At 40.7% G+C, this 17,324-nt stretch carries 14 protein-coding genes; 13 read left to right on the forward strand and 1 reads right to left on the reverse strand.

The features are described from left to right. The first annotated feature begins 116 nt into the window (after positions 1–116). Positions 117–623: a hypothetical protein gene (locus Q9Q86_RS10750; protein ID WP_004916789.1), complete on the forward strand. Its 507-nt coding sequence runs from the start codon at positions 117–119 to the stop codon at positions 621–623. A gap of 21 nt (positions 624–644) precedes the next feature. On the opposite strand, the gene Q9Q86_RS10755 is transcribed toward Q9Q86_RS10750, so the two are convergent. Further along, positions 645–2,063, reverse strand: coding sequence for a hypothetical protein (locus Q9Q86_RS10755; protein ID WP_004916792.1), 1,419 nt, complete (start codon positions 2,061–2,063; stop codon positions 645–647). Between the two features lie 204 nt (positions 2,064–2,267). On the opposite strand from Q9Q86_RS10755, the gene Q9Q86_RS10760 reads away from it, so the two are divergent. The 12 genes from Q9Q86_RS10760 (at position 2,268) to Q9Q86_RS10815 (ending at position 17,323) form a co-directional block, all read left to right on the forward strand. Continuing rightward, entirely contained in the window at positions 2,268–2,975 is a 708-nt protein-coding gene (locus tag Q9Q86_RS10760; protein WP_171293754.1) for a hypothetical protein, read from the forward strand. A gap of 193 nt (positions 2,976–3,168) precedes the next feature. Beyond that, on the forward strand, positions 3,169–4,113 hold the full coding sequence (ubiE, locus tag Q9Q86_RS10765) for a bifunctional demethylmenaquinone methyltransferase/2-methoxy-6-polyprenyl-1,4-benzoquinol methylase UbiE (RefSeq protein WP_004916798.1): 945 nt from the start codon (positions 3,169–3,171) through the stop codon (positions 4,111–4,113). Positions 4,114–4,123: 10 nt separating this feature from the next. Beyond that, positions 4,124–4,792, forward strand: a complete 669-nt coding sequence (locus tag Q9Q86_RS10770; RefSeq protein ID WP_005403588.1) for an SCP2 domain-containing protein — start codon at positions 4,124–4,126, stop codon at positions 4,790–4,792. 12 nt (positions 4,793–4,804) lie between these two features. Further along, positions 4,805–6,424 (forward strand): AarF/ABC1/UbiB kinase family protein, encoded by a 1,620-nt coding sequence (locus tag Q9Q86_RS10775; RefSeq protein WP_004916803.1) that lies wholly within the window; start codon positions 4,805–4,807, stop codon positions 6,422–6,424. Between the two features lie 123 nt (positions 6,425–6,547). Then, a complete protein-coding gene (locus Q9Q86_RS10780) occupies positions 6,548–7,864 on the forward strand; it encodes an NAD(P)/FAD-dependent oxidoreductase (RefSeq protein ID WP_112987103.1) in 1,317 nt (438 codons plus the stop codon). A 22-nt stretch (positions 7,865–7,886) separates the two neighbouring features. Further along, positions 7,887–8,267, forward strand: coding sequence for a VOC family protein (locus Q9Q86_RS10785; protein WP_039908824.1), 381 nt, complete (start codon positions 7,887–7,889; stop codon positions 8,265–8,267). Between the two features lie 92 nt (positions 8,268–8,359). Next, complete coding sequence (gene hisIE / locus Q9Q86_RS10790; RefSeq protein ID WP_005403584.1) at positions 8,360–9,127, forward strand: bifunctional phosphoribosyl-AMP cyclohydrolase/phosphoribosyl-ATP diphosphatase HisIE; 768 nt, start codon at positions 8,360–8,362, stop codon at positions 9,125–9,127. Between the two features lie 9 nt (positions 9,128–9,136). Then, positions 9,137–10,639 carry a UvrD-helicase domain-containing protein gene (locus Q9Q86_RS10795; RefSeq protein ID WP_004916813.1) on the forward strand — a complete coding sequence of 501 codons (1,503 nt, stop codon included), beginning with the start codon at positions 9,137–9,139 and terminating at the stop codon, positions 10,637–10,639. A gap of 24 nt (positions 10,640–10,663) precedes the next feature. Continuing rightward, positions 10,664–12,046: an AAA family ATPase gene (locus Q9Q86_RS10800; protein WP_005403583.1), complete on the forward strand. Its 1,383-nt coding sequence runs from the start codon at positions 10,664–10,666 to the stop codon at positions 12,044–12,046. Positions 12,047–12,298: 252 nt separating this feature from the next. After that, positions 12,299–15,142: a monovalent cation/H+ antiporter subunit A gene (locus Q9Q86_RS10805; RefSeq protein ID WP_112987102.1), complete on the forward strand. Its 2,844-nt coding sequence runs from the start codon at positions 12,299–12,301 to the stop codon at positions 15,140–15,142. A gap of 1 nt (position 15,143) precedes the next feature. Next, positions 15,144–15,512, forward strand: coding sequence for a Na+/H+ antiporter subunit C (locus Q9Q86_RS10810; protein ID WP_004876507.1), 369 nt, complete (start codon positions 15,144–15,146; stop codon positions 15,510–15,512). Continuing rightward, positions 15,512–17,323, forward strand: a complete 1,812-nt coding sequence (locus Q9Q86_RS10815; protein ID WP_112987101.1) for a monovalent cation/H+ antiporter subunit D — start codon at positions 15,512–15,514, stop codon at positions 17,321–17,323. Before Q9Q86_RS10810 ends, Q9Q86_RS10815 begins: the two co-directional genes overlap by 1 nt. The last annotated feature ends 1 nt before the right edge of the window (position 17,324 follow it).

The raw sequence follows: 17,324 nt of genomic DNA on the forward strand, positions 1-17,324 counted from the left end.
CAACTTCAACGAACTATGTCACGTTAATCTAACAATCAAATAAAAAATTTGTTTTGAAATTCATCATTCAATACGATTGAATGTACTATCAAGGGATAGACATTAGGTATAACTTTATGAAAATCGAAAAAATTCCTGATTCAATAGATCCAAGTTTAAACTTGGAGCAAATCCGTGAGGAATGTTTAGAATTAACAAAAAAACGTGCATATTGGTCTGCTGGTGCAGCAATTGTACCGATTCCATTTTTTGATGTTGTTGTCGACTTAGGCATGTTGACGCAAATCATTCCGCATATTAATGCACGCTTTGGTTTAGCCCCTGAACATATTAGTGTTTACGATCCTGAAACCAAGAAAATCCATTGGGACGAATTACGCAAACGTGGTTTTGAGTTCTCTGGTTTCGTTGTCGCACGCACAGCAATGAAAAAATCTTTTAACGGCTTTTTTACCAAAATCGCCACGAAACAAGTGACTAAATTTATCCCTTTGGGCGGTCAACTGATCGCAGCAAGCCTTGGTTATTTTATGATGCGTAAAATCACTGAAGCACATATCCAAGATTGCTATAACTTGGCAAAACGTATTCAGCAAAAAAGTCGCAGCACAATTGTTGCCTAATTTACCTTATAACTAAGGCGGTTAGTCCGCCTTCAGTTGTTTTAGAATCGCCTTCAACACCTCGATCCTTGCTGTATTTTTATCATCTGTCGCAATCACATACCAAGGTGCATAGTCAGTATTCGTTCGCTCAAACATATCTGCCGCAGCGTCTAAATAATCGTCCCACTTTTCACGATTTCGCCAATCTTCAGGAGTAATCTTAAAACGTTTATGAGGTGTTTCTTCCCTTTCTTTAAATCGAACTGCCTGTTCATCTTTACTGATCGCAAGCCAAATCTTCACCACTATGGTTTGACTATCGACTAAGCTTTGCTCAAAGCGATTAATCTCATCATAAGCACGTTGCCATTCTACAGTAGTTGCATATTCTTCAATTCTTTCGACTAAAACACGCCCATACCATGTGCGATCAAAAATCGTAATTTTCTCCCCATCATTGAGCTTATTCCAAAATCTCCAAAGATAAGGACGACGTAGCTCATACCGTTCTGGAGCTCCTATCGTATGGATTTCATATTCACGAGGGTCTAGCTTCTTCACAATCCGTTTGATTGCTCCGCCTTTGCCTGCTGCATCCATTCCTTCCAATGCAACAATCACTTTACGGTCATCATATCGAAGTGCATCAGCCACCTTTTTGGTGAGTTTACTAAGCTCATCCTTATACTGATCTTTATCCAAAACTTGTTTGGATGGTTCTAATAACTCGTTTGGAACTTTGGCTTGTTGCCACTTCTCAGTGACTTTAGTTTGATGAACAGGGAGTTCTTGTAAAGTCTGCAAAATATATTGAGCAAAACATTGATCACGTCGCTCTGCATCTTCACCATCAATCACATACCAGTCATCCGTAAATCGTTGGCTGAGACTCTGCAATGTATCGTATTGTTTTTTATTACGCCAATCTAAGCCATGCAATTTATGCCAATGCTGCTCAGATGCATCGATTTGGTCTAATCGTTTTTGTAATGATTTCCAAGATAAATCAAACCAGACCTTAATGACATGGACATTATTGTTTTGCAAATCATGTTCAAATGATCGCATCTGCTCAACATAAGCATCAAACAGTGTTTCATCCAAAGGCTTCGCAACATGCATCGCAGTAGATAACAAATCACTATACCAATTACCAAACATCACGACAATTTGCCCTTCAGCAGGAATAAACCGAGTATAGGATTGCCAGAATGTTTCATCGGCACTCAACAACTTAGGCGCATCAGCTTTCACTTTAAGATAACGAGGATCAAGCCATTCACGTAATTGCTTAACCGCTTCGCCCTTACCTGCAAGTTCAATCCCGCTGACAAGGATTAATACGCTTTTGGCATTTTTTTTATCTTGGCTATCTTTTAAAGCATATTGAGCCTCGATCAAATCCAAAGAAAGTTCTTCTTCTGATCGTAGTTCAAACGTCGGTTGTTGTGTGCTCATATTTAATTCTAAATGTTTAATTATTAACAATAAGTATAGTTAAATCTGATAAAAAGGCATCAAATCCCGTGTACAGTTTATGTAGATTAGATTCAGTGCATATCTCGACTGACCGATTATTAAAGATTTTAGGTTTGTGCTGTCATAGTTCTAAGTTATCATCACGCCTATGATTTTAAGGTTTTATTTCTTTTGAGTTCGAACATGTCAAAACTCGCTGCATTTGATCAACTTTTATTACAATACCAAAGCTTAAATTACCATCAAGATCCAGTTCTAGCTCAGCGTTTACATGACGTACAAGCATGGATGAAAGCACGTATTGCTGCCACACACCAAGAGTTTTTTGCCCAACCTGAAAATCAGTTGATGGCACAATACTTTTTAAACCGTTTGTATGGTGGACCAGATTTTGATGCAATGGCACAGCAGATCGAACGTCTATTGAAATATGCACACAAAGCAGAAAGTCTATTGCCAGATAATGCAATTAAAACGGGAACCAAATCAGTTAGCCTAGCTGTCTTAGCAACACGTTTGGATGAGCAAGTTGCTGTACAACTTTTACAAGATTACCCAGCTGACACTGTATTGACTGATGAAATTATGCGTCAAACGCTCATCAAATTGGATCAAGGCGAAGATCGTTATGAGCAATTACGTCTTTTGGATGAGTTAGGTGTCGCATTAGATAAATATATGCGTTCAACCATGATGTACGCTGCATTTAAAATGTGTAAAGGCATTGCCCATAAATACCAATTCGAACGCATGTATGACTTTATCCAAGAAGGTTTTGCAGCGATGAAACCAATGAAATCAGCGGCTAACTTCATCAAAACTTTCACTGACAAAGAGCGTGAAATTATTGAGAAAGTTCATGCAGGTCACCCAGACCCATTTCGCCCTTAAAGATCAGCGTCATCTCTGCTAATTTTTATTGAGAGATGACGCATAAGCATTTTTCGATTTGGAAACCCTTTTTAGTCACTGACTTTCTGTATATTATTCATAACAATTACATGCTAAGCCCTGTAAAAAATTACAAAATCTGTCATCATGCATGTTGATTCGTATCGCTAGAACGAGAGTTTAGGAGAAAACAATGTCTAACGAAAACCAACAGCCTACCCCAGAAGTTGAGCAAAAACCGAGTTCAGACAAAGTCAGTCCATTCCTAAGTTCACCGCTTCCGCAAGGTACACCGCAAGGTCAACAACAATCATTACAACAAGGACTTGCATCTACCCCTACAGGTGGCTCTGTACCAAAATACAACTTACCGCGTGGTGCCAATACTGGCAATGTCGGCGCGACCACACACTTTGGCTATCAGACTGTTAGCAGTGATGAGAAAGCTCAAAAAGTTGCTGAAGTCTTCCATTCAGTTGCGAGTAAATACGACATCATGAATGACTTGATGTCATTTGGTATTCACCGTTTATGGAAACGCTTTGCGATCAACATGTCAGGTGTTCGTCGTGGGCAGCATGTCTTAGATATTGCAGGCGGTACAGGTGATTTAGCGAAAGTCTTTAGCCGTGAAGTCGGTCCTCAAGGGCATGTGGTACTTTCAGATATTAATGAATCCATGTTGAATGTTGGTCGTGATCGTTTGATTGATGCGGGCTGCACCAATGTTGATTTCGTACTTGCCAATGCAGAAACATTAGAACCTTTTGCGGATAATAGTTTTGATTTAGTGACGATCAGTTTTGGTTTACGTAACGTGACTGACAAAGATGCGGCTTTACAAGCGATGTATCGCGTACTTAAGCCAGGTGGTCGTTTATTGGTACTTGAGTTCTCAAAACCTGTTTTTGAGCCATTTTCAAAACTCTACGATTTTTACTCATTCACCGCACTTCCTATGATGGGTAAATTGGTGGCGAATGATTCTGAAAGTTATAAATACCTTGCCGAATCTATTCGTATGCACCCAGACCAACGTACACTTAAAGGCATGATGGAAAATGCAGGCTTCCAAAGCTGTGATTATCACAACTTAACAGGTGGTATTGTTGCAGTTCACCGTGGATTCAAACTGTAAGGCTTAAGATATGTGGTCGATTTTAGCACTCGGTGCAGTCGAACGTATCATTCATCATGTGATTGATTTGGATGCGATTACGCGTATCCAACTGAATCAATTACAAGGTCAACTATTACGAGTTGTGATCGATAGTCCACAACTCTCAGTTGATGTTTTCTTTGATGAAAATAAAGTTCGTCTAGAACCCACTGTCACTGGACAGAGTCAAACTCCTTCTATTTTTGAGCAGCGCCCTTTCGATCATCAAAATAAGATCACCGATGCCACTGCAACCTTACATGTTGCAAACGTGGTTGAACTGATGCGACTTTTGCTAAGTGATATGGATCAAATCGGTAATATTCCTTTACAGGGTGATTATCATTTATTGCAAGATATCCAGCGCATCATGCAACAGGCGGAACCTGATCTCGCTGCACATTTATCCCCTTGGATTGGTCCACAACTCGCACATGAGTTAGGAAAAATTCAGCTTGCGCCTCAGCAAATAAAGCGCTCGTTGCAAAGTCATTTGTTCTTTGTCGAAGATACACTTAAAGAAGATAGTGGTTTGTTTGCGCCACGTTGGCAAATGGATGATCTGAATCGAGAAACTCGTCAGCTCAATCAAGAAATTGATCGCTTAGAAGCAAAATTTCAGCAATTAAAATCTCAGTTTAATCCCACACAAGACTAGGTAAAATTCCATATGATTCCGCATATTACACGGTTACTCGAACTCTGGCGTATTGCAGCACATTACCGCCTTGACACCTTGTTTCCTGCGGAAGAGTTACCAGTTAAAGCACGTCATGCATTAAACATCATCAAAATGCATCCTGCGGCGTGGTCAAGTCGTGAGAAAAAGAATCCTCTCAAGTTAAAAGAAGCCCTAGAGGATATGGGTCCTTTGGCCATTAAACTTGGGCAATTGCTTTCGACTCGCCGAGATTTGATCCCGCCTGAAGTGTTATCACAATTGGTTTTATTACAAGATCGTGTAAAACCTTATGACACACAATTGGCGAAACAGCGCATTCAAGACTCATTAAAAGCAGATATTTCAACACTATTTCTACGTTTTGATGAACAACCGCTTGCGGCTGCATCGATTGCACAAGTTCATACTGCGGCTTTGCACGATGGACGTGAGGTAATCGTTAAAGTCACTCGTCCTGATATTCGCAGTCAAATTTTGCAAGACTTTGAGATTTTGGCATGGTTGGGCGATTGGCTAGAAAACCGTTTAGAAGCTGCGCGTGCGCTGCACTTATCTGAAATCATTCAAGATTATCGCCAAATTATCTTAAATGAACTTGATCTAAGTCTAGAAGCAGACAACACTCGCCGCATGCGTCATTACTTTACTGGCTCAAGCATGATGTATGTGCCAGAAGTCTATATGGACAGTAAAGACGTGATGGTCGCAGAACGCATCACTGGTGTTCCAATTTCAGATACCGCAACTTTTGATCGTCTAGGCATGGATCGTGCTGATTTGGCGGAAAAAGGTTTAACAATTTTCTTCACCCAAGTATTCCGTGACAACTTTTTCCACGCTGACATGCATCCCGGTAATGTGTTTGTGGAAACAATTAACCCAAGTAACCCACGCTTTATCGCGTTGGACTGCGCCATTATGGGTGAGTTGTCAAAACATGACCAAATGACCGTAGCGCGGATGCTACTTGCTGTCATGAACAGTAACTTCATGCAATTGATTCAGATCGTACATCAAGCAGGTTGGATTCCACCTGGTACTGACCAAGATGCTTTATCTCGTGAGATGCGCCGCACTGTGGGTCCAATGGTCTCAAAACCAATGGATCAATTAGATTTTGCAGGTATTTTGATTCAAGTCATGGATATTGCGCGTCGATTCCATTTAGAAATCCCACCTCAACTGATGTTGTTGTTGAAAACCTTAGTCCATGTAGAGGGCTTAGGAACTGATCTTTACCCTCAACTTGATATTTGGAAATTGGCAAAACCGATTTTGACTGAATGGGTCAAAGCCAATATGAACCCAGTTAAAAATATCAAAGAAATTGGACAACAAATCCCAGACTTACTTTTGGGTGCTCAGGATTTACCAACTCTACTCATTGATAGTTTGAATGGTTTAAAAAACCAGTCGGCATGGCAAGACAAACAACTGCGCGAAATACAACAAATGCGTTTGCAAATGCAACAGCAACAACGTCGTAGCTGGATGTTTGGCAGCACGATGTTGATTATGTTAACAATCGCAATTATAAGCCCTTGGTTTGTTTCGATCATTCTGATCGTCTTAAGTAGCCTTTTGGCGCTGTGGCGGATTGTGAAATAAGTTCTGAAGCCCTTGTACACACAAGGGCTTTTTTATAAGTCAGTTTTTTAATCTTTTTCAAAATATAGATATCAGTTAAGATCAGGGCTAGATCAATATACAAATACTTTAAAAGAAAAAATAATGAAAACACCTCATTTTGCAATTATTGGCGCTGGTACTGCAGGACTCGCCACTGCGATTCTACTTGCACGCGAAGGTCATCAAGTCACGATCTTTGAACACGTTGACGAACTCTCTCCTGTTGGTGCTGGTTTACTTTTACAACCTGCTGGCTTAGCTGTTTTCGAACATCTTGGTGTACTTGATCAAGCATTGAAATTAGGTGCAAAAGTCACAGGTTTAGAAGGTCAACTTGCAGATAAACGTCTATTGGTAAATAGTCATTATCACCAAGCTGAGGCTCTTCGTTTTGGTCTTGGTATCCATCGTGCCACCTTATGTCACGTCTTAACTGAAAAATTGGCTGAATATTCGAGTCATGTCACTTGGAGAATGGGACATCGTATCGACGGACTTGAGGAACTACAAAGTGAAGTTCGAATCTTTGGCTCATGCAAACACCAATTCTTCGATGATTGTTTTGATGCGGTACTGATTGCCAACGGTGCAAGAAGCCAACTTCGCCCTAAAGCATGGGTTAAAATCGATCAACCCTATCCTTGGGGAGCTGCATGGACAATCGTGCCTGAATGCTTAAGCTTGAATCCTGAGATTCTGCATCAATTTTATGATCGCTCTAACATTATGATGGGAATATTACCGACAGGAGCTATTCCTGCAGCACCACAACAACGGCTTTCAAGTGTGTTTTGGAGTTTACCAACATCGCAACTGCAATCTTTCTTAAAAGGTGAATCTGCAAAGCAGGAATGGCTAAAACAAGTTTCAGATCGCTGGCCAGATGTGGCTGAATGGTTCAGTCAACTTTTATTAGACCAACAAAATCAACCGCAATGGTTATCAGCTCAATATCGTGATGTGGTGATGTCAAAATTTGGTCAAGGTCGAATCGGGGTCATCGGTGATGCAGCACATGCCATGAGCCCTCAGTTGGGACAAGGCGCCAATATGGCACTGTTAGATGCATGGGCTTTTTCGCAATCATTGCGCCTCGCTCGGAAAAACCAGCACATTGATTGGTCGATATTATGGCAACACTATCATCAACATCGCCGCTCCTCGACTCAGTTCTATCAATTTCTCAGCCGTTTACTGACACCTCTTTATCAATCCAATCACTGGTGGGCAGGTAGTTTACGTGACTTAATTTTCCCGTGGATGTATCAAATCCCCTATTTTCGTAAAGAAATGGCAATCACAATTTCAGGCTTAAAAAAAGGACCTCTTCAACAAATGAGTTATCAGCAAATTGCTGAGTATCAACACCATGAAAATCGTTTGATTACAAACAATCAATCATTACCTGAATGTGAATAAAAAAAAGAGAGTTAAATTAAATATGAAAATTAGCTATTTAGACCATTTTGTTTTGACCGTTGCTAATATTGAAATCACCTGTCAGTTTTATCAATCAGCCCTGAATTTTGAAGTCATTACTTTTGCCGAAAACCGAAAAGCCCTGCAATTCGGCAATCAAAAAATCAATCTACATCAAGCTGGTAAAGAATTTGAACCGAAAGCATATTGTCCAACAGCAGGATCGGCCGATTTATGTTTTATTGCGGAAACACCGCTCCATGAAGTGATTGCGCACCTTCAGGCACAGCACATTAAAATCATTGAAGGTCCAATCGAAAGAACAGGTGCGATGGGAAAAATCCTTTCGATTTATTTTCGTGATCCAGATCAGAACTTGATTGAAATCTCAAACTACCTTTAAAGCCTGATCCATGACTTTTTACCCAACAAGCATAGCCAACCTAAGCCACAAACGCTACACTAACGGCTTTCCACTCAATGGATTTTTCACTCATGTCAAACTGGTTAGATGAAGTTAAATTTGATTCCAATGGTCTTGTTCCAGCCATTGCCCAACATCATCAAACTGGTCGAGTGTTAATGGTTGCATGGATGAACCGTGAAGCATTACAACTGACGGCTGAAAAGAATCAAGCGGTGTATTACTCACGTTCACGTCAAAAATTGTGGCACAAAGGCGAAGAATCTGGACACTTCCAAACAGTGTATGAAATCCGTCTAGATTGCGATGCTGACGTTATTATTCTACAAATTGAACAACATGGTGGTATTGCTTGTCATACAGGTCGTGAATCTTGTTTCTATCGCAAACTGACCCCTCAAGGTTGGGAGATTGTAGATGCCCAGCTGAAAGATCCAACGGCGATTTATGGTGTATCAGCGAAAGTAGAAACTCACGAGCATAACCACAGTGAACAAGTCGATGTACTTGCGTATTTAGGTCGCTTGATGCAAGAGCGTAAAAATGCTGCCGCAGATAGTTCTTATATTGCGAGTCTATACAAAAAAGGCATCAATAAAATTCTAGAGAAAGTCGGTGAAGAAAGTGTTGAAAGCATTATTGCAGCCAAAGATTATGCCGCACTAGCCTCTCTCGAAAACAAACATGACCTCATTTATGAAGTTGCCGATTTATGGTTCCACAGTATTGTCATGTTGGGCTATTTCGATCTTGATCCGCAAGAAGTTTTAGATGAACTTGCTCGCCGTCAAGGTCTATCTGGTTTGGTTGAAAAAGCAAATCGTAGCAAAGAAGCGTAATTAGAGCCTGTGTCAAATCACGAGAAACCCAAAGCTACCTACGAGCAAGCGATTGCCATAGATAATGCTCGTTTAGGACAATCATTTAAAGTGATTGCGTATGCTGGCACAGGTAAAACCACGACATTACAAATGATCAGTGATGCCATGCCTGAACGGCGTGGTATGTATTTGGCATTTAACAAAGCCATCGCATCTGAAGCGCAAAATAAATTTCATGGCAATGTGAATTGCAGAACCTTTCACTCCCTAGCCTTTCGCAGCGTGCCTCGTGGCGTGACTGATAAATTACGCTTACCACGTTTAAGCCCAAGTTTTATCGCTAAAGAATATCGTCTTGAGCCGATTACATTACGTCGCCTTATGGGGGGACGTTATGAAAAATATGTACTGATGCCTAGTCGACTTGCGAGTTTAGTGGCAAATGCAGTTAGTTATTTTTGCTCGACAAGTTCGCAATATCCTGCACCTCGTCATATTCAAGCACCTAGCTGGTTGCACCAAGATGATATTGAGTCGTTACAACAACACCTTTACCCTGCAGTAGAAAGACGTTGGTTAGAATCGATTGATCCAAATCATCAAGCAGGTATTGGGCATGACATTTATTTGAAATTATGGGCTTTATCAGAACCCAATATTCCAACAGATTATGTCTTGTTTGATGAAGCACAAGATGCAGATCCTCTGATGCTTGGCATATTACTTCGTCAAAAAAGTACCCAAGTGATTTATGTTGGTGATGCACATCAGCAGATTTATGCATGGCGTGGCGCAGTCAATGCAATGCAACAAATGCCCTTACATGAAAGTCGCTTGACGACTTCATTTCGTTTTGGTGATGCGATTGCTGATGTAGCAAACTCCATACTAGGTGCGTTGAATGAAACTGTCCCTTTACTCGGCAATCCAAATGTTAAGTCCAATGTCGTCAACAAACCGCATACCAAAATGCGCGATGCGATTTTATGTCGGACCAATGCACGAGCGATGGAGTTATTACTTTCAGGTTTAGTCCATGGTGATAAAGTCAGCTTACAAGCTGATCACCAAAAACTGAGTCGTTTTGTTGATGCTGCCAGTTTACTCAAACAAGGTAAACGCATCACCGATGTACCAGAGCTTGCTTGGTTTAATTCATGGCATGATGTACATGAATACTGTGAAACGAATGATGGCAGTGATATCAAACCCTTAGTGAAATTAGTTGATGATCATGGGACTGAGCCACTCAAACGCGCTTTAGCTAAAATCACCCCGATTGAACAAGCTGATTATGTCATTTCAACCGCTCATAAAGCCAAAGGCTTAGAGTGGAATCGCGTGCATATCGAAGATGACTATCAATTTAAAATAAATGGCTTGGAACATAAAATTACAGATGAAGAGCTGAGATTACTTTACGTTGCGTGTACACGTGCTAAAGTAAGTCTAAATATTCATCATCTATATGACTTAATACAACAATTAAAACGATGCGCTCCCTCAACTCTTCGCCAGTCCGCAGGATAAAGCGCTCAGGATTGAGGTGAGCTTATGCAACTCGAGTCGGTTCAATTTAAACATGTCGGAATGTTCCGAGATTTAACTGTTGAATTTCACCCTGCACAACGCCCAATTACCTTAATCCTTGGTGATCAGGCGACAGGCAAAACCACAGTTTTAAAAAATATTTACCAAGCCCTGACTTGGTTTTCAGCACGTTTCAAAGATATTCGAACCGCAGGCGTAGTGATCTCTGATCAAGATATTATGCTGACTCGACTTCAAGCAAAAGTTCAAGTCAACGTTAGAATCAGTTCTGAGTTAAATGGTGCTCTTGCTGAAAGTAGTTCTGCTCTAGAAACAGATACGCATAGTTGCTCATGGAAATTATTTAAAACATTTAACAGTCAAGGCGTTGGTATCAGTCAGGTTGAAACTCAACAACTAGATCAAGTGGTGAATCTTTATCAGAAAACCAGCCTGCAAGATCCTTTGTTCGGCTTACCCCTGATTGCTTACTACCCTGCTGAACGCTTCGTCCAAGAAGTCAATCTACAAAGCAAAAATGTTCCAGGTATTTTGCAAGAAATTGCGGCATATGATTTAACAGCACTTCCCTACACAACCTTTGCACGTTTTTTTGAATGGTTACGAGAAATCAGTGACGTGGAAAATGCGCACTCTGCTCATATTGTTCGACGCTTAATGGGGAATGATTTCAAACAACAAAATCAGTCTGAAATTTTACAGCAGCTTCAACAAGAACTTGCCAATCATCCCAAACAGCTGTCTGCACCAAACTTATATGCTCTGAAAAAAAGTCTACATACAGTTTTTCCAGAAGTTACTGATTTATTTATACAATATGTACCAAAATTGCAATTGATGGTGCGCTACAAAGAGCAACTCATTCCATTTCAACAATTATCAGCCTCCCTCAAAACATGGATCGCACTGATCGGTGATGTGACACGTCGCTTATGTTTACTTAACCAACATTGCTTCGATCCATGCTTAGAAGGTGATGGGATTTTATTAATTGATCAGGTTGATCATCAACTCGATCAAAACTTCTCAGCAGAAATTCTACAGCGACTACATCTTGCATTCCCTAGACTACAAATCATCGTAACAGGCAACCGAGATGAGCTTTTAGAACATGCGCTTGATTATCAATGTTTACGTTTGGATGCCAACGAAATCTACGAAATCAATCTTGCACAATCTCAAAACCAACTCTCGCAACTTTATAATCAACTGGTATGGAGTGAAGGAACTAACGTTGCTCAAACGCATAATTTATTAGAAACAGAAACTCTTGTAAGTAAAGTGGATGAGTTATTTCATCAAATACAGGAACTTAATCCACAAGAAAAAACTGATTTATTCAATCTGTTAAAAATAGATGATACCCCTCAAGAGACTTCACTTTAATTGATTGTTTTGGTGAACGATTTTTGGCTTTTGAGTTGCTAGAATGTTGTTACTTCATGTAATACCATCGGGTTTTTATTGATGTTTTATAGTAAGATAAAACTCATTTTTTATTTTCAAGTTGTGCAATACAACTTGCTGCCTCCGTTAACTTGATTGGGTTTCGAGATTTGAAACTTTGGCAATCTCTTTGAATGCCTGTGAATCTTGGAAGAAAATTCACCCTTAGGTCCTTTGATCTAAATCATCGACATGGATACCAGTGTGCTACCGATTATTATCTTATTACCGCTTATACTCGGCACCACCCTTGTCTCACAGCTGCAACGTTTTTCACGTGGTGTGACGGCACTAGGGGCGATAGGCATTAGCCTGAGTTGTTTTTTATTACTGCTAACTCAAGCACAAACGGTTCTTCAGGGCACACCGCTCATACAAAGCTGGGACTGGCTTCCGCAATTTGGGATCAATTTAAGCTTTCGTTTAGATGCTTTAGGTTTATTGTTTAGTTTACTGATTAGCGGTATCGGTACGCTTATTTATATTTATGCTTATTATTATTTAAGTCCTAAAAATTCGTTAGCTAAACTGTATCAACTTTTGATGTTGTTCATGGCAGCGATGCTCGGGATTTCACTCTCAAACAACTTGATGATCCTCTTAGTTTTTTGGGAGCTTACCAGTATTTCATCATTTCTTTTAGTGGGTTACTGGAGTCAGTACGATGCTGCTCAACGTGGCGCACGTATGGCTCTCACCATTACGGGGATGGGTGGATTAGCGATGCTAGGTGGATTTGTTCTTTTGGGGCAAATTACAGGGACCTATCAAATCGATCAACTGGTGTTGATGAAAGATGAAATTCAACAACATGCCTTATTCGTTCCGACACTATTATTAATTTTATTAGGTGCATTTACCAAAAGTGCCCAGTTTCCATTCCACTTTTGGTTACCGAATGCGATGGCTGCACCAACGCCTGTTTCTGCCTATCTACATTCAGCGACTATGGTAAAAGCAGGTATTTTTCTACTTGCTCGTTTAGCACCTATTTTTATTGGTGCTGCGCTTTATCACAATATCGTAACTTTTGTTGGTCTGTTTACCTTGTGTATGGCAGCAGGTTTCGCGATTTTCAAAGAAGATCTCAAAGGTTTATTGGCTTATTCAACAATTAGTCACTTGGGTTTAATTGTTTGTTTACTTGGTATTGGTTCTCCTCTTGCTTTAGCAGCCGCAATCTTCCATATCATTAACCATGCAACCTTTAAAGCTGCATTGTTTATGATCGCTGGTATTATTGATCATGAAAGCGGCACGCGAGATTTACGCAAGCTTAGTGGTCTTTGGCAATTATTACCGTTCACTGGCACATTAACTATGATCACAGCTGCCTCAATGGCAGGTGTTCCACTGACCAATGGTTTTATTTCCAAAGAAATGTTCTTTACCGAATTGCTCGCTAATTTGTCAGGACCAGTGATGGTCATTTCAGCTATCGTTGCAACTTTGGCAGGCATATTTGCAGTCAGTTACTCGATTCGCCTAGTTCACGGGGTGTTTTTCGACGGCGAGCTTGGGAATCAAGTACCGAATAAAGATGCGCATGAACCACCTTTAGGTATGCGTTTACCTGCAATTTTTCTTGCGACTTTATGTATTTTAGTCGGTATTTTCCCTGCCCTTCTTGCAGGTACGATGGTCAACAGCGTGACACGTGCCAGCCTCATGCAACCAAATTTTGAAGGGACACATCTCGCGATTTGGCACGGCATCAATGCTCCATTGCTAATGAGTGTGGTTGCATTAATTGGCGGTGCAATTTTCTATTTTAGCCTCGCCAAAGATGGTCGCATTCGTAAAATCGATTTAGATCCGTATTTAGGCAAGTTTCAAGGAAAGATTTTATTCGAGTTATTCCTTAAACATTTATTATTGAATAGCCGTAAAATTAAGCAAAAAACTGAAAATGGTTCATTACAAAGCTATTTGCTCTGGATCGTTTTGTTCAGCATCATCATGGTCGCCTTACCTTTGTTCAATCAAGGTTTAACCACTGGTACTAGAGAACTTACACATGCACCTTGGGTCGCAATCGTTCTTTGGCTTACTCTATTCTCAGCATGTTGGATGATGCTGTGGTTCCATCATGAACGTATCAAGGCAGTGTTAATCAGCGGAGCCGTTGGTTTAGTCGTGACTATGGTTTTCGTGACTTTATCTGCTCCAGATCTTGCATTAACTCAGATCACAGTTGATGTTGTCACCACTGTATTGCTTCTCATGAGCCTATCATTACTTCCGCAATTAACACCATACGAATCAAGTCGCCCTCGTCGTTGGCGTGATGCAAGCTTGGCAATTGCTGGAGGTTTTGGCATTGGTTGGATTACATGGTTAATCCTAACCAGAGACCATAATTCTATCTCTTGGTTCTTCTTGCAACAGTCAATTCCATTAGGCGGTGGCTCAAATGTTGTCAACGTGATCCTAGTTGATTTCCGAGGTTTCGATACTTTTGGGGAAATTGCAGTACTTGGTATTGCTGCAATCGGCGCCCTATGTCTAATGGATGGTATGCGTGCTCATGGTACGACCATGACGCAAGGTCTTAGCTATCGTTTTAATCCGTCACCGTTAATGTTACGTATTACTGCTTCGTGGGTACTTCCTCTGGCATTAGTGGTTAGTGTTTATATTTTCTTGCGTGGTCATAACTATCCTGGTGGTGGCTTTATTGCAGGATTGATTACTTCGATGGCATTGATTATTCAATATATCGTTTTAGGTCAAGATCAGGCAGAGCAAATGATCAAAGCTAAATCTGGTCGCCTTTATGAGATATGGATTGGTTCTGGACTCACGATTGCAGGTTTAACAGGGATTGCCGCGTGGTACTGGGCACGTCCATTCTTGACCAGTGCTCATATTTATGTTGAGCCTCCGCTTCTAGGCAAAATGCATTTAGCTTCTGCGGCTGCATTTGATTTAGGCGTATACATCACTGTTGTGGGTGCCACGATGCTGTTAATTTCAGTTTTAGGTGACTCTCGCCACTCAAGTATGTCGGGTCCAATCCCAAGTGGAGATAAATAAAATGGTAAGTATTGAATTTTTACTCGCATCGGGAATTGGATTACTGACTGCAACAGGCATTTATTTGATTTTGCGTGCAAGGACATTTCCTGTCGTTCTTGGACTTGCAATGATTGGTTATGCGGTGAATTTATTTTTATTTGCAATGGGCCGCTTACAAGTCAACGCGCCTGCAATTTTAACTGAAGCAACCAAAGTAACCGATCCACTTCCTCAAGCATTAGTTTTGACAGCAATTGTAATTGGTTTTGCAACAACCGCATTTATTGTGCAATTGGCGTTACGCAGTCGTTATGAGTCTGGTACGGATCATGTTGACTCCAAAGAGGAACCAACCTTGACATATGACCCACGCGAGGATGAGCCATAATGTTCAATTTTTCAAATTTTTGGCTAAGTCACGCTCCAATTTTTAGTATTTTAATTCCCGCATTTACAAGTTTCCTTCTATTAATTTTAGGAAATCCTGGTTCTGGTTCTTTAAAACAAGATTGGCGTCAACCATGGCGACGGAGTATTAGTTTAGGTTCAGTCACTTTGGGGCTGATTACTGCAGTGAGCTATTTACTGTTAGCGAGCACAGGTCAGATAACGGTTTATCAACTCAGTGAGTGGTCTGCACCATTTGGTATTGTTTTAGTCTTAGATCGACTTTCAGCTTTCATGCTGGTATTAACTTATGGTTTGGCGCTCCCTGTACTTTGGTATGCCAGTGATAATTGGGATACTCGTGGTCGCTATTTCCATGCAATGTTCCACTTCCTACTCATGGGATTATCTGGTGCATTCTTAACAGGTGACTTGTTCAATCTATTCGTATTTTTTGAAATCTTGTTGATGGCATCGTACGTATTATTACTGCATGGTCAAGGTCGTCCTCGCTTTCAACTTGGCGTTCATTACGTCACGATTAATTTACTTGCCTCGGCGCTTTTCCTCATCGGTTTAGGCATGATCTATGGCAGCGTCGGTAGTTTAAACATGGCTGATGTCAGCCGTCTTGTCCCTACCCTAGACAATGATCAGCACAAACTCGCAATTGCTGGTGGTTTTTTGTTATTCGTTGTCTTTGGTATCAAAGCCGCAATGTTGCCCGTGGGTTTTTGGCTACCGAAAACATATGCTGTAGCGAGCACGCCTGTTGCAGCGATTTTCACAATCATGACCAAAGTAGGTATCTATGCCATATTACGTGTCAATGGAACGGTATTCGATGATGCGATGGCAAAAGACATCTTAAAGCATGTCTTACTGGTTATTGGATTAATTACATCTCTATATGGTGTAATTGGTGCACTTGGAGCAGATCGCTTACGTCGTTTTGTTGGGTTTATGGTGCTATCGTCAATTGGAACATTACTGATTGCGATCGCTATGCTAAACACCCAAGCTTGGGCAGCAGGTCTTTATTATTTAGTGCATAGTACATTAATCGCTGCAGCATTTTATCTATTCTGTGGCTGGATGACTTCACAACGTGGCGAGTTTAAAGATCATTTAAAAATCGCACCCAAAATAAAGCAAGAAAAAGTAGCTGCATTTACCTATTTCACCATCGCACTTATGATGGCTGGATTACCTCCGTTTAGCGGTTTTTTAGGTAAAGTCTTTATTCTTCAAGCAACAGCAGAAACAGCTTATCAAGGTTGGATTATTGCTGTGATTCTAGTTGTCAGCTTACTGAGTATCATCGCATTAACACGTGTAGGTTTTATTCTGTTCTGGCGAGCGACCTCACCTGAAGACAATCCTGATGAAGCAGCATTTGCTACTTATCAAGATTTACCTGAAAAAGCACCTAATCGTAATGACACAGTGATTTATGTCATTTTATTCGGCTTGATAAGTTATGTCGTTTTTGCTGCGCCAGTACAACATTATATGACTGCGACCGCACAGCAAATTCAGAATCATGCACTTTATAATGAAGCAATATTAAAACTTGATGATCAAGGTCGTCCTATTAGCGTACAACCTTATGACCCTAGCTATTTGCCAGAAACGAAATATGGTGGTGAAGTCGAAGATCATAATGCGCTGTTGATTCCAAATGTGATTTCTAAACCAACATTGCAAGGTGAGCACATTTCGGAATACAAACAACGTCAGATTGCAGAGCAAACTCTTGAAGCACCAACAATTCCAAATGCCAGTCAACTAAAACCGATGGAGGAACACTAAC

It is taken from the genome of Acinetobacter sp. A22, assembly GCF_030913345.1.
GTDB lineage: Bacteria > Pseudomonadota > Gammaproteobacteria > Pseudomonadales > Moraxellaceae > Acinetobacter > Acinetobacter junii.